General features: G+C 67.1%; 22 protein-coding genes and 4 pseudogenes. 15 read left to right on the forward strand and 11 right to left on the reverse strand.

Annotation, left to right across the window (positions count from 1 at the left end; all coding sequences use genetic code 11):
* Window positions 1-4: 4 nt before the first annotated feature.
* The 4 genes from priA to hisI are packed head-to-tail and all read left to right on the forward strand — an operon-like array spanning window position 5 to window position 2,672.
* Window positions 5-733, forward strand: a complete 729-nt coding sequence (gene priA / locus VET27_RS06310) for a bifunctional 1-(5-phosphoribosyl)-5-((5-phosphoribosylamino)methylideneamino)imidazole-4-carboxamide isomerase/phosphoribosylanthranilate isomerase PriA (RefSeq protein WP_526516249.1) — start codon at window positions 5-7, stop codon at window positions 731-733.
* 6 nt (window positions 734-739) lie between these two features.
* Window positions 740-1,555, forward strand: coding sequence for an inositol monophosphatase family protein (locus VET27_RS06315; RefSeq protein WP_526516201.1), 816 nt, complete (start codon window positions 740-742; stop codon window positions 1,553-1,555).
* Window positions 1,555-2,328 carry an imidazole glycerol phosphate synthase subunit HisF gene (gene hisF, locus VET27_RS06320; RefSeq protein ID WP_526516203.1) on the forward strand — a complete coding sequence of 258 codons (774 nt, stop codon included), beginning with the start codon at window positions 1,555-1,557 and terminating at the stop codon, window positions 2,326-2,328. The genes VET27_RS06315 and hisF overlap by 1 nt, the downstream gene beginning before the upstream one ends.
* Window positions 2,325-2,672: a phosphoribosyl-AMP cyclohydrolase gene (gene hisI, locus VET27_RS06325; RefSeq protein ID WP_526516205.1), complete on the forward strand. Its 348-nt coding sequence runs from the start codon at window positions 2,325-2,327 to the stop codon at window positions 2,670-2,672. Before hisF ends, hisI begins: the two co-directional genes overlap by 4 nt.
* A 4-nt stretch (window positions 2,673-2,676) precedes the next feature.
* Here the strand turns inward: hisI and VET27_RS06330 are convergent, their stop codons facing one another.
* From VET27_RS06330 to VET27_RS06345, 4 genes and pseudogenes are all read right to left on the reverse strand, one after another.
* Window positions 2,677-2,934 carry a hypothetical protein gene (locus tag VET27_RS06330; protein WP_526516207.1) on the reverse strand — a complete coding sequence of 86 codons (258 nt, stop codon included), beginning with the start codon at window positions 2,932-2,934 and terminating at the stop codon, window positions 2,677-2,679.
* Complete coding sequence (locus tag VET27_RS06335; RefSeq protein WP_526516209.1) at window positions 2,927-3,151, reverse strand: hypothetical protein; 225 nt, start codon at window positions 3,149-3,151, stop codon at window positions 2,927-2,929. The genes VET27_RS06330 and VET27_RS06335 overlap by 8 nt, the downstream gene beginning before the upstream one ends.
* Window positions 3,152-3,252: 101 nt before the next feature.
* A pseudogene (locus VET27_RS06340) lies at window positions 3,253-4,048 on the reverse strand (ABC transporter ATP-binding protein).
* A complete protein-coding gene (locus tag VET27_RS06345) occupies window positions 4,045-4,500 on the reverse strand; it encodes a peroxiredoxin (protein WP_526516211.1) in 456 nt (151 codons plus the stop codon). The pseudogene VET27_RS06340 and the gene VET27_RS06345 overlap by 4 nt, the downstream one beginning before the upstream one ends.
* Window positions 4,501-4,607: 107 nt before the next feature.
* On the opposite strand from VET27_RS06345, the gene VET27_RS06350 reads away from it, so the two are divergent.
* From VET27_RS06350 to VET27_RS06385, 8 genes and pseudogenes are all read left to right on the forward strand, one after another.
* Window positions 4,608-6,176 carry an anthranilate synthase component I gene (locus tag VET27_RS06350; RefSeq protein ID WP_526516251.1) on the forward strand — a complete coding sequence of 523 codons (1,569 nt, stop codon included), beginning with the start codon at window positions 4,608-4,610 and terminating at the stop codon, window positions 6,174-6,176.
* Window positions 6,173-6,778, forward strand: coding sequence for a TIGR02234 family membrane protein (locus VET27_RS06355; RefSeq protein ID WP_526516213.1), 606 nt, complete (start codon window positions 6,173-6,175; stop codon window positions 6,776-6,778). Before VET27_RS06350 ends, VET27_RS06355 begins: the two co-directional genes overlap by 4 nt.
* An 83-nt stretch (window positions 6,779-6,861) precedes the next feature.
* Window positions 6,862-7,680, forward strand: a complete 819-nt coding sequence (gene trpC, locus VET27_RS06360; RefSeq protein WP_526516215.1) for an indole-3-glycerol phosphate synthase TrpC — start codon at window positions 6,862-6,864, stop codon at window positions 7,678-7,680.
* A 4-nt stretch (window positions 7,681-7,684) separates the two neighbouring features.
* Window positions 7,685-8,950 carry a tryptophan synthase subunit beta gene (gene trpB, locus VET27_RS06365; protein ID WP_526516217.1) on the forward strand — a complete coding sequence of 422 codons (1,266 nt, stop codon included), beginning with the start codon at window positions 7,685-7,687 and terminating at the stop codon, window positions 8,948-8,950.
* Window positions 8,947-9,741 (forward strand): tryptophan synthase subunit alpha, encoded by a 795-nt coding sequence (trpA, locus tag VET27_RS06370; protein ID WP_526516219.1) that lies wholly within the window; start codon window positions 8,947-8,949, stop codon window positions 9,739-9,741. The genes trpB and trpA overlap by 4 nt, the downstream gene beginning before the upstream one ends.
* Window positions 9,738-11,441 (forward strand): prolipoprotein diacylglyceryl transferase, encoded by a 1,704-nt coding sequence (lgt, locus tag VET27_RS06375; protein ID WP_526516221.1) that lies wholly within the window; start codon window positions 9,738-9,740, stop codon window positions 11,439-11,441. Before trpA ends, lgt begins: the two co-directional genes overlap by 4 nt.
* Before the next feature lie 30 nt (window positions 11,442-11,471).
* On the forward strand, window positions 11,472-11,885 hold the full coding sequence (locus tag VET27_RS06380) for a DUF2752 domain-containing protein (RefSeq protein WP_526516223.1): 414 nt from the start codon (window positions 11,472-11,474) through the stop codon (window positions 11,883-11,885).
* 82 nt (window positions 11,886-11,967) lie between these two features.
* A pseudogene (locus VET27_RS06385) lies at window positions 11,968-13,491 on the forward strand (glutamate synthase central domain-containing protein); the annotation flags it as partial.
* Here the strand turns inward: VET27_RS06385 and VET27_RS06390 are convergent.
* Window positions 13,485-13,811 (reverse strand): annotated as a pseudogene (locus tag VET27_RS06390) (glutamate synthase-related protein); the annotation flags it as partial. The pseudogenes VET27_RS06385 and VET27_RS06390 sit on opposite strands and share 7 nt — an antisense overlap.
* Between VET27_RS06390 and VET27_RS06395 the strand changes: the two are divergent.
* The 3 genes and pseudogenes from VET27_RS06395 to VET27_RS06405 form a co-directional block, all read left to right on the forward strand.
* Window positions 13,790-14,658, forward strand: a pseudogene (locus tag VET27_RS06395) (FAD-dependent oxidoreductase); the annotation flags it as partial. The pseudogenes VET27_RS06390 and VET27_RS06395 sit on opposite strands and share 22 nt — an antisense overlap.
* Before the next feature lie 52 nt (window positions 14,659-14,710).
* Window positions 14,711-16,129 carry a pyruvate kinase gene (gene pyk, locus VET27_RS06400; RefSeq protein WP_526516225.1) on the forward strand — a complete coding sequence of 473 codons (1,419 nt, stop codon included), beginning with the start codon at window positions 14,711-14,713 and terminating at the stop codon, window positions 16,127-16,129.
* Window positions 16,130-16,181: 52 nt separating this feature from the next.
* The gene (locus VET27_RS06405; protein ID WP_526516227.1) at window positions 16,182-17,054 is read left to right on the forward strand and encodes an acyl-CoA thioesterase II; all 873 of its coding nucleotides are present in this window, start codon (window positions 16,182-16,184) and stop codon (window positions 17,052-17,054) included.
* Here VET27_RS06405 and VET27_RS06410 read toward each other — a convergent pair.
* From VET27_RS06410 to VET27_RS06435, 6 genes are all read right to left on the reverse strand, one after another.
* Window positions 17,020-17,418, reverse strand: coding sequence for a DUF4190 domain-containing protein (locus VET27_RS06410; protein WP_526516229.1), 399 nt, complete (start codon window positions 17,416-17,418; stop codon window positions 17,020-17,022). The two genes, VET27_RS06405 and VET27_RS06410, sit on opposite strands and share 35 nt — an antisense overlap.
* A complete protein-coding gene (locus VET27_RS06415; RefSeq protein WP_526516254.1) occupies window positions 17,415-18,857 on the reverse strand; it encodes an ATP-binding cassette domain-containing protein in 1,443 nt (480 codons plus the stop codon). Before VET27_RS06415 ends, VET27_RS06410 begins: the two co-directional genes overlap by 4 nt.
* A gap of 64 nt (window positions 18,858-18,921) precedes the next feature.
* Complete coding sequence (gene cydD / locus VET27_RS06420) at window positions 18,922-20,520, reverse strand: thiol reductant ABC exporter subunit CydD (protein ID WP_526516231.1); 1,599 nt, start codon at window positions 20,518-20,520, stop codon at window positions 18,922-18,924.
* The gene (gene cydB / locus VET27_RS06425) at window positions 20,520-21,557 is read right to left on the reverse strand and encodes a cytochrome d ubiquinol oxidase subunit II (protein WP_526516233.1); all 1,038 of its coding nucleotides are present in this window, start codon (window positions 21,555-21,557) and stop codon (window positions 20,520-20,522) included. Before cydB ends, cydD begins: the two co-directional genes overlap by 1 nt.
* 10 nt (window positions 21,558-21,567) lie before the next feature.
* On the reverse strand, window positions 21,568-23,016 hold the full coding sequence (locus VET27_RS06430) for a cytochrome ubiquinol oxidase subunit I (RefSeq protein ID WP_526516235.1): 1,449 nt from the start codon (window positions 23,014-23,016) through the stop codon (window positions 21,568-21,570).
* Window positions 23,017-23,095: 79 nt separating this feature from the next.
* Window positions 23,096-23,746: an HdeD family acid-resistance protein gene (locus VET27_RS06435; protein ID WP_526516256.1), complete on the reverse strand. Its 651-nt coding sequence runs from the start codon at window positions 23,744-23,746 to the stop codon at window positions 23,096-23,098.
* Window positions 23,747-23,854: the final 108 nt, after the last annotated feature.

Raw genomic sequence — 23,854 nt, forward strand, 5'->3', positions numbered from 1 at the left:
GGCATTGATACTTCTGCCTGCGGTCGACGTGGTGGACGGCAAGGCGGTGCGCCTGGTGCAGGGCGTGGCGGGTAGCGAAACCGACTACGGCTCTGCGCTCGATGCCGCGATGGGCTGGCAGACCGACGGTGCCGAGTGGATCCACCTGGTCGACCTCGACGCTGCGTTCGGCCGTGGGTCCAATCGCGAGCTGCTCGCGGAGGTCATCGGCAAGCTCGACGTCGCCGTCGAACTGTCGGGTGGCATCCGCGACGACGAGTCGTTGATCGCAGCACTCGAGGCTGGTTGTGCCAGGGTCAATCTCGGCACCGCGGCGCTGGAGAATCCGCAGTGGTGTGCACGGGTGATCGCGGAGCACGGCGACAAGGTCGCCGTGGGGCTCGACGTCAAGATCGTGGACGGTAGCCACCGGTTGCGTGGGCGCGGCTGGGAGACCGACGGTGGAGATCTGTGGCCGGTGCTGGAACGCCTCGATGCGCAAGGTTGCTCGCGGTTCGTCGTCACCGACGTCACCAAGGACGGCACCCTCAACGGTCCGAATCTCGAGCTTCTGGCCGGCGTCGCCGAACGCACCGATGCCCCCCTCATCGCCTCCGGTGGGGTGTCGAGCCTCGATGATCTGCGTGCCATCGCCACCCTGACCGGCGTCGGCGTCGAGGGCGCGATCGTCGGGAAGGCGCTGTACGCGGGACGGTTCACGCTTCCCGAGGCGCTCGCTGCGGTGAGTCGGTAGATCGGGATGGCATTGGACGAGGCTGATCTCGAGGGGCTCGTCGCCGAGGCCACGGGCATTCTCGATGCCGCCTCCAAGCCCTTCGTCGCCGGACATCGGGCGCAGTCGGCGGTCGCCAAGTTGGGCAATGACTTCGCGACCGAGGTCGACCTCGCGATCGAGCGCCAGGTGGTGCGGGCGTTGGAGGAGGCCACGGGAATCGGCGTGCACGGCGAGGAGTTCGGTGGCGCACCGATCGACTCGCATCTGGTGTGGGTCCTCGACCCCATCGATGGCACCTTCAACTACGCGGCGGGGCTGCCGACGGCCGCGATCCTGCTCGGCTTGCTGCGCGACGGCGTGCCGGTGGCCGGGCTCACCTGGCTGCCGTTCACGGATCTGCGCTATACCGCGATCCAAGGAGGACCGTTGTACGCCAACGGAATTGCCCAGCCTGCACTGAAGGCCGCCGACCTGAGCGACTCGATCGTCGGCATCGGGACGTTCAACGTCGATTCGCGCGGCGAGTTTCCCGGCCGTTATCGGATGGCGTTCCTCGAGCAGTTGAGCCGCACGTGTTCCCGGGTCCGGATGCATGGTTCGACGGGAATCGACCTCGCATACACCGGGGCGGGAGTGCTCGGTGGCGCCGTCAGCTTCGGACACCACGTGTGGGACCACGCCGCGGGAGTGGCCCTCGTCCGTGCGGCCGGGGGGATCGTCACCGACCTCGCCGGCGACGAATGGACGCCGGCGTCGCGCTCGGCGCTGGCAGGCGTGCCGAGTGTGCACGCACAGATCCTCGAGATCGCGGCGGCGGTCGGCGCACCGGGCGAGCACTGATGGACGTCGCGGTCCGCGTGATCCCTTGTCTGGACGTCGACGACGGCCGGGTAGTCAAGGGCGTCAACTTCGAGAACCTCAGGGATGCAGGCGATCCCGTGGAACTTGCCGCGGCGTACGACGCCGAGGGTGCCGACGAACTGACGTTCCTGGACGTGACGGCGTCGTCGTCGGGTCGCGCGACGATGCTGGAGGTCGTCCGCCGCACGGCCGAACAGGTGTTCATCCCGCTGACGGTCGGCGGTGGGGTTCGTTCGGTCGCCGACGTCGACACACTGCTGCGGGCGGGAGCCGACAAGGTGTCGGTCAACACCGCCGCCATCGCACGACCCGAACTGCTGGCCGAGCTTTCTCGGCAATTCGGGTCGCAGTGCATCGTGCTCTCCGTCGACGCCCGCACCGTTCCCGAGGGCGCCGAGCCGACGCCGTCCGGCTGGGAGGTCACCACGCACGGCGGCAGGCGTGGTACCGGGATCGACGCCGTGGAGTGGGCACGCCGTGGCGCCGAACTCGGCGTCGGCGAGATCCTGCTCAATTCAATGGACGCCGACGGCACCAAGGCCGGTTTCGACCTGCAGATGCTGCGTGCGGTGCGCGCGGCGGTGACCGTTCCGGTGATCGCCAGTGGAGGCGCCGGCGTGGTCGATCACTTCGCCCCGGCGGTGAAGGCCGGAGCCGATGCGGTATTGGCAGCGAGTGTCTTTCACTTCGGCGAGCTGACCATCGGCCAGGTGAAGGCGGCGATGGCCGAGGAAGGGATCGTGGTGAGGTGACTCTCGACGAATCGATCGCCACACGGCTCAAACGCGACGCGAACGGCCTGTTCGCCGCGGTCGCGCAGGAGCGTGGGACCGGTCAGGTGCTCATGGTGGCGTGGATGAACGACGACGCCCTCGCCCACACGCTGGCGACCCGCAAGGCGACCTACTACTCGCGCTCCCGCGGCGAGCAGTGGGTCAAGGGCGAGACGTCAGGTCACACCCAGTACGTGCACTCGGTGCGTCTGGACTGCGATGGTGACACCGTGCTGCTCGAGGTCGACCAGGTCGGTGCCGCCTGCCACACCGGTGACCACACCTGCTTCGACGCAGACGAGATCCTGGCGCCCGAGAGCTGACGTTCTAACCGCGATCGTCGGGTCGCGTCATGCCGAACATGGCATCGGGGCTGATCTCGGCGTAGTCGGCCGGTCCACCCGCGCGAAGGATGGGATGGGCAGTCGCCGTGTCGTACACCCCGTCGACCAGAAGGTGCCTGTCGATGTGCACGGCGACGACCTGACCGAGAACGAGCCACGCGGGTACGTCACCGCCCTCGACGTCGCGCAGCTGAATCAATTGCGTCAGTTGGCATTCGAAGTTGACCGGGCTCTCAAGCACTCGCGGCGCAGCGATCGCCGTCGACGCCCCTGCCGTCGACGGCGATCGCTGCGGACGTCTCGTTCATCGCCTCGGCGAGTGGCCGCGTGGCGAGGTTCCAGACGAATTCGCCGGTGGCGTCGACGTTGGCGACGGAATCCTTCCAGCCGATCGACGCGAAACCGATCAGCGGTGGACGGTAGTTGAACGCGTTGAAGAGCTGAGCGACGAGATCCATCCAATCGGCCGCGGTTCAACGATCGCATTGAGCGGGTCGTGGGGGAGCCCGGTTCCGTCAGCCACGCGATAGGTGTGTGCGCCGTGTCCCGCCATCGTGGCTCAGACCTCCATTCGGGTCGCCTTGGCCCGCGCAGTCCACCGGCCGTCGTCGTAGTCAACTTGAACTGGGTGCGAGAACGCCGCGGTGACGTTCTCGGTGTTGACGGTTTCCTGCGCCGTTCCACTCGCCACGGTCCGTCCCTCCGCAATCAGCAGTGCATGAGTCGTCGTACGTGGAAGTTCTTCGAGGTGGTGAGTGACGAGAATCGATGCGACGTCGCGATGGGCCCCCCGAGCGAGTCGATGGTCTCCAGCAACTGCTCGCGGGCGGCGACGTCGAGGCCCGTCGACGGCTCGTCGAGCAGGAGCAGGCGGGGGCCCGAGATCAGTGCCCGCGCAATCAGAGTCCGACCGCGTTCGGTTTGCGAGAGGGTCGGCCACACACCGTCGGCGATACGGGTCAGTCCGACGGTCTCGATCATGGCCTCGGCGCGCTCGACGTCCTCGGGGGTCGGAGCCCAGCGCAGCGGCAGATCGTTGGTTCCGGTGATGCCCGTGAGCACCACCTCCCGTACGGTCCGCGGGTGCTGCAGTCGGTGGCGCGGGTTGACGTGACCGATGGAGCGGCGCAGCACCGCCAGGTCGGTTCGGCCCATCCGTTCGCCGAGCACCCGAACGCTGCCGGAGCTGGGGAAGGTGATGGCGCCGCAGAAGCCGAGCAGTGTGCTCTTACCTGCCCCGTTGGGGCCGAGCAACGCCCAGTGTTCGCCTTCGTTGACGGTCAGCGAGATGCGTCGATGATCTGTTTGCCGTCACGGCGGAACGTCACATCGTCAAGCTGCAGAACGGGTCTCACCGGGAACGCAGCACCTCGAGTGCCTTGTCCGCGTGGGTGTCCATGCTGAGTTCGCTGGCGATGACGTCGAGCACGGTGCGGTCGGTGTCGATGACGAAGGTGGTCCGCTTGACGGGCATCAATTTGCCGAGCAACCCGCGCTTGACCCCGAATTGTGAAGCCACGGCGCCGTCCGAGTCCGACAGGAGCGGGTAGTCGAACTTCTGCATCTCGGCGAACTTGGCCTGCTTGTCCACCGCATCGGTGGAGATTCCGACGCGAATCGCCCCGACTGAGGCGAACTCCGAGGCGAGATCACGGAAGTGGCAGGCCTCCTTCGTGCAGCCGGGCGTCATGGCCGCCGGGTAGAAGAACAGCACGATCGGGCCGTCCGCCAGGAGGCTCGTAAGACTGCGAACGGTGCCGGTCTGATCGGGGAGTTCGAACTCGGCAACCTGGTCACCACGTTTCATGGGTGTCACGCTACGCGCGACTGAATGCCAGAGGATGGCCCGCCGTCTGGGAGGATTGTCTCGTGCAAGCAGATTCCCCGGTCGCTTCGCTCCAGCCTGCCGGACCCATCGCCGATCTCGCCATCACGACGTCGCGCGAGGACTTTCGGGCGCTGGCCGCCGAGCACCGCGTGGTTCCCGTGACCCGAAAGGTGCTCGCGGACAGCGAGACGCCGCTGTCGGCGTACCGCAAGCTCGCCGCCAACCGTCCAGGGACGTTCCTGCTGGAATCCGCAGAGAACGGTCGGTCCTGGTCGCGTTGGTCGTTCATCGGCGCAGGGGCACCGTCCGCGCTCACCGTGCGTAACGACGAGGCGATGTGGCTCGGTGTCACGCCGCAGGGTGCGCCGACCGGCGGTGATCCGCTGGGCGCGCTGCGCACCACCTTGGAGGTTCTCTCCACCGCGACGCTGCCCGGACTGCCACCGCTGTCCAGTGGGCTGGTCGGGTTCTTCGCCTACGACATGGTGCGCAGACTGGAACGGCTACCTCGACTCGCCGTCGACGACTTGCGGCTGCCCGACATGCTGCTGCTCCTGGCCACGGACATCGCCGCAGTCGACCACCACGAGGGCACCATCACGTTGATCGCCAACGCGGTGAACTGGAACGGCACCGACGAACGGGTGGACTGGGCCTACGACGACGCCGTGGCCCGGCTGGACGTGATGACTGCGGCGCTCGGCGAGCCGCTGCCGTCGGCGGTCGCGACCTTCAGCAGGCCGGTGCCGCGGCACCGGGCGCAGCGCACCGTCGAGGAGTACTCCGCGATCGTGGAGAAGCTCGTCGGAGACATCGAGGCGGGGGAGGCGTTTCAGGTGGTGCCGTCCCAGCGTTTCGAGATGGACACCCCCGCCGACCCGATCGACGTGTATCGGATGCTGCGGGTGACGAACCCGAGCCCGTACATGTACCTGTTGAATGTCCCGAATGACGCTGGCGGACTTGATTTTTCGGTGGTCGGATCCAGTCCGGAGGCGCTGGTCACGGTCACCGACGGCAAGGCGACGACCCACCCCATTGCGGGCACGCGCTGGCGAGGCGCGACCGAGGAGGAGGACGTCCTGCTGGAGAAGGAGCTCCTGGCCGACGAGAAGGAACGCGCTGAACACCTGATGCTGGTGGACCTCGGGCGCAACGATCTCGGACGGGTGTGCGTCCCCGGCACCGTGCGGGTCGAGGATTACAGCCACATCGAGCGCTACAGCCACGTCATGCACCTGGTGTCGACGGTGACCGGGCATCTGGCCGATGGCAAGACCGCGCTCGACGCCGTCACGGCCTGCTTTCCCGCCGGGACGCTGTCCGGAGCGCCGAAGGTGCGGGCGATGGAACTCATCGAGGAGGTCGAGAAGACGCGGCGCGGTCTGTACGGCGGAGTCCTCGGGTATCTCGACTTCGCGGGCAACGCCGACTTCGCGATCGCCATCAGGACCGCGCTCATGCGGGACGGCACGGCGTACGTGCAGGCGGGTGGGGGTGTCGTCGCCGACTCGAACGGCCAGTACGAATTCGACGAGGCGGCCAACAAGGCGCGTGCGGTGCTGGCCGCGATCGCGGCAGCGGAGACGTTGACGGAACCGAACCCCGGGTCGCTCCGCTCCTGCCCGCCGGAACCGAAGCCCGGGACTCCATGACCCGCGTCGCGCAACTGCTGCTGGTGCTGTCCGCGCTGGGACTGTGGGTGGCCTCGCGGATGCCCTGGGTCGACGTCACCTCGTTCGACGGCCTCGGGCAGCCGAAGTCGACGACGTTGAACGGCGCGTCGTGGTCGACGGCCCTCGTGCCACTCGCCCTGGTCGTACTTGCCGCCGCCGTGGCCGCGCTGGCCGTGCGCGGATGGGTGCTGCGACTCGTCGGCGCGCTCGTTGCGGTCGCGACGGTGGGCATGGGCTATCTGGGAATCGGACTGTGGGTCATCCGCGACGTCGCCGTGCGCGCGGCGGATCTCGCACAGATCCCGATAACCGCGCTGATCGGCACGCAGCGCCACCACGGGGGAGCGGTACTGACGCTGGCGGCCGCCGTGTGCGCCTTGGCGGGCTCCGTTCTGCTGGTGCGGTCTGCGGCGAGGGTCGGAACGGGCGGTGCGAAGGCGGCGGGAAAATATCTGGCACCAGCGGCGAAGCGCGAGGCCGCGCGGCAGGAAAGTTCCGACGACGGAATGTCCGAACGAATGATCTGGGATGCGCTCGATGAGGGTCGCGACCCGACGACTTCGGACAACGAGGGGCGGTGACAGCCCGTGTGGCGCTGGCGACTACCCTTCGTTGGAGAGACGATCTGGGCACTTCCAGAGGGCATGAAGGGGAGCGACGGCTGATGAGTTCGGGGACCGTGCTCGACTCCATCATCGAGGGAGTTCGGGCCGACGTAGCCGCTCGCGTGGCCCTCGTCGCCTTTACCGACGTCAAGCAGAAGGCCAAGGACGCCCGCGCAGCGCTGGACGTGATGGCGGCGCTGCGCGCAGACGGCATTGGCGTCATCGCAGAGGTCAAACGCGCCAGTCCGTCGCGCGGTGAGCTCGCCACCATCTCGGACCCGGCGAAGTTGGCACGCGCGTACCAGGACGGCGGAGCCAGGGTCATCAGCGTCCTGACCGAACAGCGTCGTTTCAACGGCTCGCTCGACGATCTCGACGCCGTCCGTGCCGCGGTGACGATTCCCGTGTTGCGCAAGGACTTCATCATCGGTCCGTACCAGATTCACGAGGCCCGCGCCCACGGTGCCGACATGTTGCTCCTGATCGTGGCGGCGCTCGAGCAGTCGGCGCTGGTGTCCATGATCGATCGCACGGAATCGCTGGGCATGACTGCGCTCGTCGAGGTACATACCGAGGAGGAGGCCGACCGCGCACTGCAGGCCGGCGCTCGCGTGATCGGCGTCAATGCACGCGATCTCAAGACTCTGGACGTGGACCGGGACTGCTTCGCACGCATCGCCCCGGGCCTGCCGTCGAACGTCATCCGGATCGCCGAGTCTGGTGTCCGGGGTACCGCGGACCTGCTCGCCTATGCGGGGGCAGGGGCCGACGCCGTTCTCGTCGGCGAGGGGCTGGTCACCAGTGGTGATCCACGCAGCGCCGTCGCCGATCTGGTCACCGCAGGCACGCATCCGTCCTGCCCGAAACCGTCGCGCTGAGATAGTGGGCGAATACGTAGGCCCCGAGCTGCCGCGTTCCAGCGCAGCCGTTGCCGAACCAACGACGCACGACCCCGATGCCAAGGGGCACTTCGGTGCTTACGGCGGGCGGCTGGTTCCCGAGGCGCTCATGGCAGTCATCGAGGAGGTCACTGCCGCCTATGAGAAGGTGAGGACCGATCAGGCCTTCCTCGACGAACTCGACCGTCTCCAGCGGCATTACACGGGCCGTCCCTCCCCGCTGTACGAGGCGGAGCGGCTCAGTGAGTACGCCGGCGGGGCGCGGCTGTTCCTCAAGCGAGAAGATCTGAACCACACGGGTTCTCACAAGATCAACAACGTGCTCGGCCAGGCGCTGCTCGCCAAGAAGATGGGCAAGACGCGCATCATCGCCGAGACGGGCGCCGGTCAGCACGGCGTGGCGACCGCCACCGCGTGCGCTCTGCTCGGTCTGACGTGCGTGATCTACATGGGTGCCATCGATACCGCTCGCCAGGCGCTGAACGTGGCCCGGATGCGGCTCTTGGGTGCCGAGGTGGTGTCCGTCGAGTCCGGTTCCAAGACGTTGAAGGATGCGATCAACGAGACCTTCCGGGACTGGGTCGCGAACGCCGACGACACGTACTACTGCTTCGGTACCGCCGCTGGACCGCACCCGTTCCCGACCATGGTCCGCGACTTCCAGCGGGTGATTGGGATGGAGACGCGGGTACAGATTCAAGATCAGGCGGGTCGACTGCCCGACGCGGTCACCGCGTGTATCGGTGGCGGCTCCAACGCGATCGGGATGTTCCATGCCTTCCTCGATGATCCCGGCGTTCGGTTGGTCGCTTACGAGGCAGCTGGCGATGGCGTGGAGACGGGCAGACACGCGGCGACGTTCGCAGGTGGCTCGCCCGGCGCCTTCCAAGGCTCCTTCTCCTACCTGCTGCAGGACGAGGACGGTCAGACCGTCGAATCGCATTCGATCTCAGCGGGTCTCGACTATCCGGGTGTCGGACCCGAGCATGCCTTCCTCAACGATCGCGGCCGCGCCCAATACCGTCCCATCACCGACACCGAAGCGATGGACGCGTTCTCGTTGTTGTCGCGCATGGAGGGCATCATCCCCGCGATCGAGTCCGCGCACGCAGTGGCGGGCGCCCTCAAACTCGGCAGCGAACTCGGTCCCGGCTCGATCATCGTCATCAACCTGTCCGGCCGCGGTGACAAGGACGTCGAAACAGCGGCCAAGTGGTTCGGCCTCTTCGACGACGAGAAGACGCCGTGACGGCTAGCGAGCTGTCGAAGGTCTTCGCGGCGTGCCGAGCGGAGGATCGTTCCGCCCTCATCGGTTACCTCCCGACTGGCTTTCCCGACGTCGCGACGTCGATCTCGGCGATGACGGCAATGGTCGAATCCGGCTGCGACATCATCGAAGTCGGCGTCGCGTACTCCGATCCAGGAATGGACGGCCCGACCATTGCCGCCGCGACCGAGGTAGCCCTGCAGGGTGGCGTGCGCGTGCGGGACGCGCTATCCGCAGTAGAGGCGATCAGCAACGCAGGTGGGCGTGCCGTCGTGATGACGTACTGGAACCCCGTTCTGCGTTGGGGAATCGACGCATTCGCACGCGACCTCGCGTCCGCCGGCGGCCTCGGCCTCATCACGCCAGACCTCATTCCCGACGAGGCCGACGAATGGATACGGGTGTCCGACGAACAGGGTCTGGACCGGATCTTCCTCGTCGCGCCGTCGTCGACGCCCGAACGTCTGGCCACGACAGTGGCGGTCTCGCGCGGATTCGTCTACGCCGCTTCGACGATGGGCGTCACGGGCGCCCGCGACGCAGTGTCAGATCTTGCGCCGGAGTTGGTGCGGCGCGTCCGCGAGGTGTCGGACATCCCGGTCGGAGTCGGACTGGGCGTACGGTCGCGCGAGCAGGCGGCGCAAATCGGTTCCTACGCCGATGGCGTCATCGTCGGTTCTGCGCTGGTAACGGCACTGAGTGACGGACTACCCGCATTGAGGGCGTTGACCGAGGAACTCGCCGAGGGTGTGCGACAGAGGATTTCAGCGTGACGACAACGGTTCTGGCCTTCATTCCGAGCCCGTCGCAGGGGGTTTGGCACCTCGGGTTCGTTCCCATCCGGGCATACGCACTGTGCATCATCGCCGGCATCGTGGCGGCCTTGGTCATCGGAGATCGCCGGTGGGAGGCGCGTGGCGGCGAGCGTGGAGTCATCTACGACGTCGCGCTGTGGGCGGTGCCGTTCGGCCTGATTGGTGGCCGGCTCTATCACGTGATGACCGACTGGCAGAAGTACTTCGGTCCGGACGGTGCGGGTTTCGCTGCGGCGCTGCGAATCTGGGATGGCGGTCTGGGCATCTGGGGCGCCGTCGCGATTGGTGGCGTGGGAGCGTGGATTGCCTGCCGTCGCAGGGGAATCCCGTTGCCCGCCTTCGGCGATGCGATCGCACCGGGGATCATTCTGGCGCAGGCCATCGGCCGGCTGGGCAACTACTTCAACCAGGAACTCTACGGCCGTGAGACGGACCTGCCCTGGGGCTTGAAGATCTACGACCGGCTGGATCCCTCCGGTGTGGTCAGCCCGCACTCGCTCGACGGCGTGTCGACGGGCCAGGTGTACGCGGTCGTCCATCCGACGTTCCTGTACGAATTGCTCTGGAACGTATTGATCTTCGCGGTCCTGATCTGGGCCGATCGCCGATTCAAACTGGGCCATGGTCGCCTGTTCGCGCTGTATGTCGCCGGCTACTGCGTCGGCCGGTTCTGGGTCGAGCTGATGCGGAGCGACACGGCCACGCTCATCGCGGGCATTCGGGTCAACACCTTCACCTCGACGTTCGTGTTCATCGGTGCGGTCATCTACGTCATGGTCGCGCCGAAGGGGCGGGAAGACCCGCAGACGCTGCGCGGCAAGGAGGCCGACGAGTCGGTGCTCGACGACCTGGGTGAAGAGCTGGTGGCCGTTGCCGCGACGTCGGGTGTGGTCGCGGCTGCCAAGGTGGCAGGCGACAGGGACAGGGCAGAGAGCCCGCCAGGGACCGCCTCTGCGGCCGCCGCAGAGGCGGAGGACCTGACCGAGCAAGTGGAGACGGTACCGTCGGAGGACATCGCCGACGCCGAGGCGTTCGCCGCGGCCGGTGAGGCAGCCGACGAGCCGGAGGGTGGTCTCGGCGCCGTCGAGGGTGATGACGCCCTTGCAGCCGAAGTGGCCGCACCCGAGGGTCACGAGGCGGTGGTCGAGGGGGCTGACGAGGCTGAGGCCGTGGCCGATGAGGTGGCGGCGGAGGGTTCGGCGGAGCCCGTCGCGGAGTCGACTGAGGGTTTGGGTTCGGTCGAGGGCGATGAGGTCGTAGCGGCTGAGGAGGCCGCACCCGAGGTGCACGAGGCGGTGGTCGAGGGGGCTGACGAGGCTGAGGCCGTGGCCGATGAGGTGGCCGCGGAGGGTTCAGCAGAGCCCGAGGCTACCGACGGTCTGGGTTCGGTCGAGGGGGCTGACGAGGCTGAGGCCGTGGCCGATGAGGTGGCCGCGGAGGGTTCACTAGAGCCCGAGGCTACCGACGGTCTGAGTTCGGTCGAGGGCGATGAGGTCGTGGCTGCTGCCGCGGTGCACGAGGCGGCGGTCGAGGGGGCTGACGAGGCCGAAGCGGTCGCCGACGACGTCGCGAGCGAAGCCGAACCGACGCCCGCCGATGAAAAGACGCCTGGCGCTGCTGGAGGGGCCCCGCGCCGGCGTTGGTGGCGTCGCGGTTAGAGGGCTCGTTCTGGCATGCTGGGTTGCGCGATGGAACCCAGTGAAACCACCAGCCACAAGGGCCCCCGTTTTGCCACTCTCGGGACGGCGGGGATCTTTGCAGGTGCGCTCGTGTACATCGGCCTGCGGGATCCGCACGCACCGGGGTTCGGATTTCCCTCGTGCCCCTTCCGCCTGCTGACCGGCTGGACCTGCCCCGGCTGCGGTGGCCTGCGAATGACGCACGATCTGTTGCACGGCGACATCAGCGCAGCCATAGTCGACAACGCCTTCCTGCTCGTCGGTCTCCCGATGCTCGCGCTCTGGATGATCCTGCGCTGGCGAGGGGGCCGGACGTTGATGCCCAAGTCCGCGGTCGCCGTCGTGATCGTCGCGGCCGTCACCTGGACGGTCGTCCGGAATCTGCCCGGGTTCCCGCTGGTCCCGACACTTATCGACGGGTAGCCGCACCGCTCCGCTGATACACTCGCAACTCGGGCCGCTGCAGTCCCGGACAGAAGATTTCCGGACTGCGGAGGTGCTGCGGGTGCTGTTCTCGGCATTGCCCAAGGCTCAGGGTCTGTACGACCCCGAGAACGAGGCGGATTCCTGTGGCGTGGCCATGGTCACCGACATCAAGGGACGTCGATCCCATTCCATCGTCGCCGACGGTCTGACCGCCTTGGAGCACCTCGAGCACCGCGGTGCCGCGGGCGCCGAACCGAACAGTGGCGACGGCGCGGGGATCCTGCTGCAGTTGCCAGTAGAACTCCTTGGCGAGGTCGTCGACTTCGACCTGCCGTCACCAACTGCGCAGGGCATGAACACGTTTGCGGCAGGCATCTGCTTCCTGCCGCAGGATCCGGTGGCCCGGGCAACAGCTCGGACGCGCATCGAGTCGATCGCCGGGCAAGAGGGCCTGGAAGTGCTTGGCTGGCGCGAGGTTTCGGTCGACCCGGATGGAGCCGGCATCGGCGTGACTGCGTTGGGGTGCATGCCGTACATGGCGCAGCTGTTCCTCGCCGCACCGGAACGCAACGGAAACAGGCCCGGCGGCATCGACCTCGACCGTCGCGTCTACCCGGTGCGAAAGCTGGCCCAGCAGGGTTCCGAGGAGGCCCAGGTCTACTTCGCGTCGCTGTCTAGCAGGACCATGGCGTACAAGGGCATGCTCACGACGATGCAACTACCGCAGTTCTTCTCGGATCTGCGCGACGAGCGTTGCACGAGCGCCATCGCCATCGTGCACAGCCGATTCTCGACCAACACCTTCCCGTCGTGGCCGCTGGCGCACCCGTTCCGCTTCGTCGCCCACAACGGCGAGATCAACACGGTCCGCGGCAACCGCAACCGGATGCACGCCCGCGAGGCGATGCTGGCAAGTGCCCAGACCCCGGGGGACCTGGCGCGACTGTCACCGATCTGCACCGCCGAGGCGGGCGTTCTGGCAGTTCCACGCCTCGCTGATGGAGCCGTGGGACGGTCCCGCCTGCGTGACGTTCACCGACGGCACGGTCGTCGGCGCGGTGTTGGACCGCAACGGGTTACGGCCGGGACGTTGGTGGCGCACCATCGATGACCGGATAATCCTGGCCAGCGAGAGCGGTGTGCTGGACGTGCCGTCGTCCGAGATCGTTGCCAGGGGGCGGCTCGAGCCGGGCAAGATGTTCCTGATCGACACCGCCGCGGGCCGCATCGTCTCCGACGACGAGATCAAGGGCGAACTGTCGGCAGCCGAACCGTACGCCGAATGGCTGCATTCGGGGCTGTTGGACCTGGCGACCCTGCCGGACCGGGTGCGGGTGCAGCCGAACCACGACTCCGTGGTACGGCGGCAGATCTCCTTCGGCTACACCGAGGAAGAACTGCGGATCATGCTGGCGCCGATGGCGGCATCGGGCGCAGAACCGTTGGGCCCCATGGGAACCGACACGCCTGCCGCGGTGTTGTCGCAACGGTCGCGGCTGCTCTCGACTACTTCGTCGAGCTCTTCGCGCAGGTGACCAATCCGCCGCTGGATGCCATCCGTGAAGAGGTCGTCACCTCCATGTCGCGGATGATGGGTCCCGAACACACCTGCTTCACCGCGCTGCGCCGTCGTGGGTCGTAGAGTCGGTCGACGTCCTCGCCGCCCTCCCCCGAGTTCGACCGGCCGCCCAGTGCGTTCATGGCGATGGCCATCGTTTCGTGGGCCTCGGCGGAGATGGAGCCGTAGCTCATCGCGCCGGTGTTGAAGCGGGTCACGATCGACTCGACGGGTTCGACCTCGTCCAACGGCACGGGCTCCCGCACCCTCGACTTGAACTCGAACAGGCCACGCAGCGTGCCGCCGTCTCGAGCCAGTCGGTTCACCTCGTCGGAGTACTGCTGGAAGACTTCGTGTCGGCCGGTACAAGCTCGAGAAGGCGACGCTGAACCACGGTTGGCGCAGATGCGGGCCGAGGGAACGCGTTTCGTCACCGACTGCGAGGTCGGCGTCGACCTGTCTGTCGAACAGCTGCGGCGCCAGCACGATGCCGTGGTGATGGCTGTCGGCGCGCTGCGCTCCCGTGACAACCAGGTCGAGGGACGCGAGCTCGAGGGCGTGCACCTTGCGATGGAGCATCTGGTGCCTGCCAACAAGGAGTGCGAGGGGGACGGCCCGTCGCCCATCTCGGCGGCGGGTAAGCACGTCGTGATCATCGGTGGAGGGGATACGGGCGCGGACTGCCTGGGGACCGCCCATCGACAGGGTGCGGCGTCGGTGACCCAGTTGGACCTCAACCCCGAGCCGCCCGAACAGCGCGACGACTCCCGCTCGCCGTGGCCCACCTGGCCGTTGGTGCTGTGCACGTCCCCTGCGCATGCCGAAGGTGGCGCCCGTCGATACGAGGTGGCCGTCCAGCGGTTCGTCGGTGATCACAAGGGCCACGTCAAGGCGATGGTGGTCGCCGAGGTGAAGGTCGAGCGCGACGCCGAAGGCCGCAGGCACATCACGCCGGTGGGTGACGAGATCGAACTGCCGTGCGAGCTCGGTCTGAAGCTCAACCGCCGGGGTGCGCTGCCGTGCGGGTCGGACTGGCAGACCGAAGCGCCCGGTGTCTTCGTGTGCGGTGACGCGAATCGTGGCGCGTCGTTGGTGGTGTGGGCCATTGCCGAGGGGCGCAGTGCGGCGCATGCGGTGGACTCCTACCTCATGGGTGAGTCGGATCTGCCCGCGCCGGTCAAGCCCAGTGCGCTCCCGCTGGCCGTCGTCTGAAGACGCCGTCTGAATCGTCATCTGAATCGATTAACGACTATATTGAGTCAGCGTGACTAGACGCGGAAAGATCGTCTGTACGTTGGGCCCGGCCTCGTCCACGGATGAGCAGATCAAAGCCCTCGTCGAAGTGGGGATGGACGTCGCACGGCTGAATTTCAGCCATGGAGACCATGCCGACCACGAAATCGCCTACAAGAGAGTTCGCGCGGCCTCCGACGTGACGGGCCGCGCCGTAGGCATCCTCGCCGACCTCCAGGGACCCAAGATCCGGCTCGGACGGTTCGCTGACGGTCCCACGGTCTGGGTGGCAGGGGAGACGGTGCGAATCACCGTCGACGACATCGAGGGCACCCACAACCGGGTGTCGACGACCTACAAGGAACTTGCCAAGGACGCGGCAGTGGGCGACCGCCTGCTCGTCGACGACGGCAACATCGGCCTCACGGTCAGCGAAGTCGATGGCAACGACGTCGTCTGCATCGTCACCGAGGGTGGCAAGGTCAGCAACAACAAGGGCCTCTCGCTGCCCGGCATGAGCGTGTCGGTGCCTGCACTGTCCGAGAAGGACATCGCCGACCTCAGGTTCGCCCTGCGCCTCGGGGTCGACCTGATTGCGCTGTCATTCGTGCGTTCGCCTGCCGACATCGAACTGGTCCACGAGGTGATGGACGAGTTCGGCCGCCGGGTGCCCGTCATCGCCAAGCTGGAGAAGCCCGAGGCCGTCGAGAACCTCGAGGCCATCGTGCTGGCGTTCGACGCGATCATGGTCGCCCGCGGTGACCTCGGCGTGGAGCTGCCGCTGGAGGAAGTACCGCTGGTGCAGAAGCGCGCCATCCAGATGGCCAGGGAGAACGCCAAGCCCGTCATCGTCGCGACCCAGATGCTGGAGTCGATGATCGAGAACTCCCGCCCGACCCGCGCCGAGGCGTCCGACGTGGCGAATGCCGTGCTCGACGGTGCCGACGCCGTGATGCTGTCCGGTGAGACGTCGGTCGGCAAGTACCCGCTGGAGGCGGTCAAGACGATGGCGCGCATCGTCACCGCCGTCGAAGAGAACTCCACTGCCGCGCCTCCTTTGACTCACGTGCCGCGCACCAAGCGAGGCGTCATCTCCTACGCCGCCCGCGACATCGGCGAACGGTTGGACGCGAAGGCGCTCGTCGCGTTCACGCAGTCGGGTGACACGCTCAGGCGCCTGGCGCGGTTGCACACGCCGCTTCCGTTGCTGGCGTTCACGCCGCTGCCCGAGGTGCGCAGTCAGCTGGCGTTGACCTGGGGCACCGAGACGTTCATCGTTCCGCCCACGGAGACGACCGACGGGATGATCCGCCAGGTGGACGAGGCGCTCCTGTCGCTCGGCCGGTACAAGCGTGGCGACCTAGTGGTCATCGTCGCTGGCGCCCCTCCTGGCACAGTAGGCTCGACCAACCTGATCCACGTTCACCGGATCGGCGAGGACGACCACTAGGGAGAGACGACGTGCCAGGCAGTGGCTTCGATGAGCGCTTTCGCGAAGAGCAATGAGCGCTGACCTCGAAGAGCTGCTGGCGGTACTCGACCTTCACCGCGTCGACGACGACACCTTCACCGGTTCGCACCCGAGCAAGAACCCGATCCGGACGTTCGGCGGCCAGATGATGGCGCAGGCCTTCGTCGCGGCCAGTCGCACGTTGAAGCACGAACTGCCGCCGAGTGCACTGTCGGTGCACTTCATCGCGGGCGGTGACCCCGAACGGGATCTCGAGTTCCACGTGGTGCGACTGCGAGACGAACGCCGCTTCGCCAACCGGCGGGTCGACGTGATGCAGGGCGACGCGTTGCTGGCCTCCGCGCTGATGTCGCATCTGGCGGGTGGCCGCGGCCTCGAGCACGGCGTCGACGCACCGGACGTCCCCGACCCGCTGTCGGTGCCTCGCATCGAGGACCTGCTGATCGGCTACGAGGATTTGGTGCCGCACTTCGTGGCGGCCCTGAAACCCATCGAGTGGCGCTACACCAACGATCCGGCCTGGGTGATGCGCGACAAGGGAGAGCGGCTCGCCCACAACCGGGTGTGGCTCAAGGCGCGGGGCCAGATGCCCGACGACCCGGTGATCCATGCCGCCGCGCTGGTCTATTCCTCGGACACCACGGTGCTCGACTCGATCATCACCACCCATGGCCTGTCGTGGGGTTTCGATCGCATCTTCGCAGTGACGATGAACCACTCGGTGTGGTTTCACCGCCCCGCGCGCTTCGACGAATGGGTGCTGTACTCGACGACGTCACCCGTGGCCGTGGACTCCCGCGGACTGGGCAACGGCCACTTCTTCGACCGCGACGGGCGGGTACTGGCCACCGTGGTTCAGGAGGGAATCGTCAAGTACTTCCCTGGGTCGGGCGCGGCGGACTGATGCTGAACTTGCCCTGAATGTTGTCCAACCACTTGTCCGTGCAGGCCTGGACGGCCTTCTGATCGTTGCCCGCCTGCATCGCGCAATCCAGATAATCGGTACCGCCGGCGTCGCGCCACGCGTACGCCCAGATCACGGCGAATGCCAACGATACGACGACCGCCACGAGACCGAGTGCCATTCCGGCCGTGGCGATCCCGCCGTTGTTGGCCTCGCCTCGTGCCGCGCGACCGCGGCCGCGGAGTCCGAGGATGACCGCGACGACGCCGCAGACGATGCCGCCCACGACCGACCAGCAGAAGACCAGGCCGGCAATCGCCACGACGAGCGCTGCGGTGCCCGGTCCGTTTCTGGGGCCCGTCATGTCTGCCGAGGGTAGAGCACGGGGCAGGTCACACCGCGTGGCAGGTGATGCGTGGCAACGACGACGGTGCGGCGGGGCGCGAAGAGTCCATCCGGCGCCAGCAGTTCGCGCAGAATCCGATCGGCGTCAGCGGCATCGAGGTGTTCGGTCGGCTCGTCGAGTAGCACGATGGGCAGTTCGCAGATGATCGCGCGGGCGAGCAGCAGCCGACGTCGCTGTCCCGCGGAAACCGCTGCGGCTCCGCCCGTAAGGATCGTGGCCAACCCGTCCGGCAGGTTCTCTAGCCAGTCGCGCAGCCCGACGGCGTGCAGTGCCGCGATCAATTCGCGATCTTCTGCGTCACCCCGGGCGACGAGAAGGTTGTCGCGCACGGTGGTATCGAACAGGTGCGCATCCTCGGGGAAGAAGCCTGCGGTCAAGGGGTTTTCGTGCTCTGCGGCCATCGCCATCAGCGTCGTCGTCTTGCCGCATCCGCTGGCACCGACGATGGCCAGCCGGTCACCCTCGAGAACGTCGGGTGGCTCGAACGTCGGTCGGAGTCGGGCCGTGGGATCGGGTGCGGTCAGGTCTAGGAGGCGTCCGGCGGCGATTCGGCTGCGGGTGAGCTGGATGGCGGCCGCGGGGAGTGCGGTGGTGGCTTCGAACGCCGACAGGGGCAGCAGGACGAGGATCGCGAGCGTGGTCGGTGCGATGACAGGTGCGAGAGAGATCCCGACGACGACGGTGCCGAGGACGGCGACGGCCGTCGCAGCGGCCGGGGCGGCGGCGCCGAACGCGGCGGGCAATGCGGCCCGATCAGCGGCCGCTCCCCAATCGCGTTGCCTACGAACGGCGTCGGCGATGACGCCGTCGAGCCGACCGGCCACGCGTAGCTCTGGCGCATGCTCGAGTGCCAGCATGGTGGACACATCCCGGGCCGAATGATGCCGTACGGCAAGCTCTTCCGCGGCGGTGGCGGCACGTGCGGCCAGCCAGGGTGCCATCACGCCGGCGACCAACAGACACGCGAAGAGCACGGCTGCGGCGGCGGGCGAGATCACGGCGATGATGATGACGGACGCCGTCGACAGAATTACCGCCACTGCGATGGGTAGCACCGCGCGGACCAGAACGTCGGACAACTCGTCGACCGAGGCGCCGACGCGGGACGCGATGTCGCCCTCAGACAACCGCATCACGGTGTCGGCGGGCGCGTGGGCCAACAGGCGGTACAGCCGTGCGCGAGTCGAGCCGGCGGCCCGGAGGGCGGTGTCGTGCGAGGCGAGTCGTTCGCAGTAGCCCAGGACGCCTCGGGAGATGCCGAGTGCACGCACGGCTACGACCGCGACGGCGAGGTCGAGAATCGGTGGCATCTGCCAGGCCCTGGCGATCAGCCAGGCCGACACGCCGGCGAGTGCCAGCGCGCTGCCAAGGGCCAACACGCCGAAGCCCACGGCCATCGCCAGGCGCGGCAGGCGGGGACGCAACAGGGCGAGGCCCGCGACCAGTGGGTCGGTGCGTGTCTCAGTGGGGGACACGGATCTCGCCCCCGACCTCGATGACGTGGTCGCCGACGGCTCGGATGACCTCACGGTGACCGACCATCAGCACCGCGGCGCCCTCTCGCGCGACCTCCCGGATCGACTGCAGGACATGCTCTTCCCGCGCATCGTCCAGGTGTGCCGTCGGTTCGTCGAGCAGGAGAATCGGCCGTTTCGAGCCCAACAGCCGGGCCAGTGCCAGCCTCTGACGTTGGCCCAGCGACAGGCCGGTGCCGTCCCGGCCCAGGATGGTGGCCAGGCCGTCGGGAAGCGATGTCACGACGTCGTCGAAACCGGCTCGGCGGCAAGCATCGTCGAGATCTGTGATGCGGCCGAATAGTTCGAGGTTCTCGCGGACGGTGCCGGGGACGAAGGCGGGCCGCTGGGGCAGCCAGGCGATCTGGCTCCACCACTGCCGAAGGTCGAGCGCGTGGACGTCGTCCCCGCCGACCATCACACGACCCGAGGTCGGGGTGACGAGGCCGAGGATGGCGTGCAGCGCCGTGGACTTGCCTGCGCCGTTGGGTCCGGTGAGGACCGTGACCGTGCCAGGTTCGACGTCCGCGGACAATCGGTGTGGTGCGTCGCCGTTGCGGCTGGTGACGCTGATGCCCTCGAGTCGGATCGACGTACCGGTGGGCACCAGAGACCCGTCGGGGGGTGGTGCGGAGTCGTTGAGCAGCGCGAACGCCTTCGCCCTGGCCGTCTTGCCGTCCTGCGCGGCGTGAAACTCCGCTCCCACGCGGCGCAACGGCCAGAAGACCTCGGGCGCCAGCAGCAGCGCGGTGAGCGCTGCCGCCAGTTCCACCTCGCCGAACACCAGTCGCAGCCCGACGCTGACGGCGACCAGCGCGACGCCGAGGGTGGCGAGCAACTCGAGCACCAGCGCGGACAGAAACGTGATGCGAAGTGTTGCCATGGTCGAATGGCGATGGGCTGCCGCGAGTTCGGTGATCCGGTGTTCCGGTCCGTCGGCGCGGCCAAGCGCACGGAGGGTCGGGATGCCGGAGATCACATCGAGCAGTCGCGACTGCAGCGTGGTCATCGCCTGAAGGGACGCCGCGGAACGTTCGGCGGTGACGAGGCCGATGAGCACCATGAACACAGGAACCAGTGGCAGTGCGATCGCGACGATGGCGGCGGCCTGCAGGTCGTAGCACGCCATCACCACCACTGCGGCCGGAGTGAGGACGGCGGCTTGGACCACCGTGGGCAGGTAGCGGGTGTAGTAGGGCCGCAATCCGTCGAGGCCCCGCGTGACGAGCACCGCTGCCTCGTCGCGACGCGCCGCGAGTTGGCGCGGCGGGAGCGCGGTGACGCCTGCGAGCAGTCGCCGGTTGAGGTCCGCGATCGCGGCGGTGGCGGCACGTTGGCTCAAACGGGCCTGGGTCCAGTGTGCGAGCACGCGAACGGTCCACAATGCCAACAGAACCCACAGAGTGACTGACCAGTGGCCCAACGTGCGGGACTCGGGCTCGGTGATGATGCCTGCCAGGAGGTGCGCCAGAAGTACGGCGCAGGCGATGGCTGCGCCGGTGATGACCACTCCGCAGCCCGCCGTCGCCGCCAGGTGGCGCCGCATCATTTCGGTGAAAGGCCGATCGGTGCGGGGATCCGGTCGGCGGAGATGCGTTGGCGGAAGACCCAATAGGTCCACGCCTGGTAACCGATCACCAGCGGCGTGAAGATCAGGGCCGCCCACGACATGATCTTCAAGGTGTAGGGCGAAGACGACGCGTTGTGGACGGTCAGGCTCCAGTCCGGGTTCAGCGTCGAGGGCACCAGGTCCGGGTAGAGCGAGCCGAAGAGCAGGATCACCACCGCAGCGACGACGGTCGCCGTGCAGCCGAAGGCCCAGCCGTCGCCACCGCGGCTCCACACCAGCACGACGGCCGAGATCTGCGCGACGACCGCGACGCCCAGCACCAGCCACGTCCAGTCCTTGCCGTAGGCAAGTTGGGTCCAGAATCCGAACCCCGCCGCGACGAGAGTCACCGGCAGCGCGAGGCGGCCCGCGAACTGGACTGCGTCGTCATGGACGACGCCCTCGGTCTTGAGGGCGACGAAGACGGCGCCGTGGAATGCAAACAGGCCCGCGGTGGCAAGGCCGCCGAGCAGGATGTAGCCGTTCAGCAGATCGGTGATGGAGAGCTCGATCTGTTTGTCCGCGGTCACGGGTAGTCCGTGAACCAGTGCAGCGAACGTGACCCCCCACAGCACGGCGGGTAGCCACGATCCGACCGCAATCGCGATGTCGGCCCAGGCGCGCCACTTCGGATCGTCGATCTTGCCGCGCCACTCGATTGCGCAGATGCGGACGATCATGGCGACCAGGATGGCCAGGAGCGGCAGGTAAAGGCCCGAGAACAACGTCGCGTACATCTCGGGGAATGCCGCGAACATGGCACCGCCCGCGGTGATCAGCCAGACCTCGTTGCCGTCCCAGACCGGACCGATGGTGTTGAGAACGGCGCGCTTGTGCTGTTCGCGCTGGCCGATCGGGGCACGGCGACCAAAGAATTCCATGAGCATTCCGACGCCGAAGTCGAAGCCCTCCAATACGAGGAAGCCGACGAAGAGCGCCGCCAGGGCGATGAACCAGAAGTCCTGTAGTCCCATGTCGGCCTCCTCAGTACGCGAACGACAACGGTGCGACGTCGGCGTCACCGGGTGGCGTCGGCGGCGCAGGCTCGGCGTCGTGCTCGAGCGGGCCCTCGACGACGTAGCGCCGGATCAGCCAGAACCAGATGCACGCGAGCGCGGCGTACAGAGCGGTGAAGACGATCAGCGACGTCAGCACCATGCCTGCGGAGTGATGGGAGACGCCGTCGGCGACGTTGAGACGCAGCATCTGATCGCCGGTGGGGTTGGGCACCACTACCCACGGCTGTCTGCCCATTTCGGTGAACACCCACCCCGCGCTGTTGGCCAGGAACGGCGTCGGAAGTGTCACCAACGCGAACCAACCGAACCAGCGTTGATCGGGGATCCGCCCGCGGCGGGTCAGCCACAGGGCGACCATCGCGAACAGTACTGGTACCGCGAGCAATCCGATCATCGCCCGGAACGACCAGTAGGTCACGAACAGGTTGGGCCGGTAGTCGCCCGGACCGTACTTCGCCTCGTAGGTCGCCTGAAGGTCCTTCACACCGTCCAACGTCACGCCGTCGAACCGGCCCTCGGCGAGGAACGGGAGGACGTACGGCACCTCGATGAGGTGGGTGACGGCGTCGCAATTGTTGTGGGTACCGACGGTGAGAATGGAGAAGTCGGGATCGGTCTCGGTGTGGCACAGCGACTCCGCCGACGCCATCTTCATCGGCTGCTGCTGGAACATCAGCTTGCCCTGTGTGTCACCGGTCAGGAACAGGCCACCCGCCGCGGCGAGCGTCACCAGGCAGCCGAGGATGGTAGCGGGCCGGTACATCGTGCGTGCGTCGTCGCTGTCACGGGCCCGTAGCAACCACCATGCGCAGACGCCCGCGACGAAGGTGCCCGCGGTGAGGAAGGCTCCAAACACCGCGTGCGAGAACGCCGCCGTCGCAGTGTTGTTCGTGAAGAGCGCGACGATGCTCGTCAGCTCAGCGCGCCCGGTTTCCGGGTTGTAGCGGGCGCCCACCGGATGCTGCATCCACGAGTTGGCAGCGATGATGAAGAACGCCGATGCGTTGACCGCGATGGCGACGATCCAGATGCAGGCCAGGTGGACCAGTCGGGGAAGGCGGGTCCAGCCGAAGATCCACAAGCCGATGAACGTCGACTCGAAGAAGAAGGCGACCAAGCCCTCCATGGCCAATGGAGCACCGAAGACGTCGCCGACGAATCGGGAGTACTCGCTCCAGTTCATGCCGAACTGGAATTCCTGCACGATGCCGGTCGCCACGCCGAGGGCGAAGTTGATCAGGAACAGCTTGCCGAAGAACTTGGTCAGTCGGTACCACGCGGCGTTGCCCGTGATCACCCAAACGGTCTGCATGACGGCGATCAGGGGCGCGAGCCCGATGGTCAGCGGCACGAAGATGAAGTGGTAGACGGTCGTGATGCCAAATTGCCACCGTGACACGTCGAGCGTGTTCATGTGCACCATCTCCCCGGGGCTGCCGGCTATATCTACGACATATTGTAGTAGTTAGTCTAGCGGCAAGCCCAGACGGTATTTAGGTGCTTGCTTCCTCGGTCTTCGTCGGCTCCGGCGTCGGCTCGATGGACTCGTGCGCACCAGGCGCGAGCGCCTCGTACACCTGGTTCGTGGTCCGGCGAATCGCGATCGCGGAGATGACCTCCATGACGCCGATGACGATCAGCCAGATGCCCACGACGAACGCCAGCGTCCCGATCGAGTCGAACGGAGAGGCCAGAACGACGACGCCGGCAATCAAACTGATGATGCCCACGAAGATGTTCCATCCGCGACCCGGAAGCGTGGGATCGCTGATCGCGGACACCGTGGTCGCCACGCCGCGGAAGATGAAGCCGACACCGATCCAGATTGCGAGCAACAACACTGCGTCGTAGAGATGGCGGAAGGCCATGATCGCCAGGATGAGCGACGCTGCACCGCTGATGAACAGCAGAACTCGCCCGCCCGCGGACACGTCGAGACTGAAGGCGAAGAAGACTTGTTGAATTCCGGTCAGCAACAGGCCGGCGCCAAAGAAGATGGCGGCGACCGCAATCGAAATCGCGGGCCACGCCACGATGGCGACACCGAGGGCGATGGCCAGCACGCCCGACACGGCGGCTGTTTTCCACAGGTGTGGCAAAAGAGGTGGGGGAGCAGGGGTGGTCATGCCGGAAGTGTCGCACAGCGCCCCCCGCGGTCGTAACCCGATTCACCGCGTTGTCGCTTTGCGCAGCACAGATCGACGACCAGCGTTAAGTTTCACCTACTACAGCGCGTTTACCCCGCTATTGTT

It is taken from the genome of Mycobacterium sp. (genome assembly GCF_035633495.1).
In the GTDB taxonomy this organism is placed as follows: Bacteria; Actinomycetota; Actinomycetes; order Mycobacteriales; family Mycobacteriaceae; genus Mycobacterium.

Bases quoted from the DNA above. Each gene is read 5' to 3' on its own strand.
- VET27_RS06380 (WP_526516223.1), top strand. From the start codon at position 11,472: ATGGAACCCAGTGAAACCACCAGCCACAAGGGCCCCCGTTTTGCCACT.
- hisF (WP_526516203.1), top strand. From the start codon at position 1,555: ATGGACGTCGCGGTCCGCGTGATCCCTTGTCTGGACGTCGACGACGGC.
- trpC (WP_526516215.1), top strand. From the start codon at position 6,862: ATGAGTTCGGGGACCGTGCTCGACTCCATCATCGAGGGAGTTCGGGCC.
- VET27_RS06415 (WP_526516254.1), bottom strand. From the start codon at position 18,857: ATGGCCGTGGGCTTCGGCGTGTTGGCCCTTGGCAGCGCGCTGGCACTC.
- cydB (WP_526516233.1), bottom strand. From the start codon at position 21,557: ATGGGACTACAGGACTTCTGGTTCATCGCCCTGGCGGCGCTCTTCGTC.
- cydD (WP_526516231.1), bottom strand. From the start codon at position 20,520: ATGCGGCGCCACCTGGCGGCGACGGCGGGCTGCGGAGTGGTCATCACC.
- VET27_RS06345 (WP_526516211.1), bottom strand. From the start codon at position 4,500: ATGAAACGTGGTGACCAGGTTGCCGAGTTCGAACTCCCCGATCAGACC.
- VET27_RS06430 (WP_526516235.1), bottom strand. From the start codon at position 23,016: ATGAACACGCTCGACGTGTCACGGTGGCAATTTGGCATCACGACCGTC.
- VET27_RS06355 (WP_526516213.1), top strand. From the start codon at position 6,173: ATGACCCGCGTCGCGCAACTGCTGCTGGTGCTGTCCGCGCTGGGACTG.
- VET27_RS06315 (WP_526516201.1), top strand. From the start codon at position 740: ATGGCATTGGACGAGGCTGATCTCGAGGGGCTCGTCGCCGAGGCCACG.
- VET27_RS06405 (WP_526516227.1), top strand. From the start codon at position 16,182: ATGAGCGCTGACCTCGAAGAGCTGCTGGCGGTACTCGACCTTCACCGC.
- VET27_RS06410 (WP_526516229.1), bottom strand. From the start codon at position 17,418: ATGACGGGCCCCAGAAACGGACCGGGCACCGCAGCGCTCGTCGTGGCG.
- VET27_RS06335 (WP_526516209.1), bottom strand. From the start codon at position 3,151: ATGGATCTCGTCGCTCAGCTCTTCAACGCGTTCAACTACCGTCCACCG.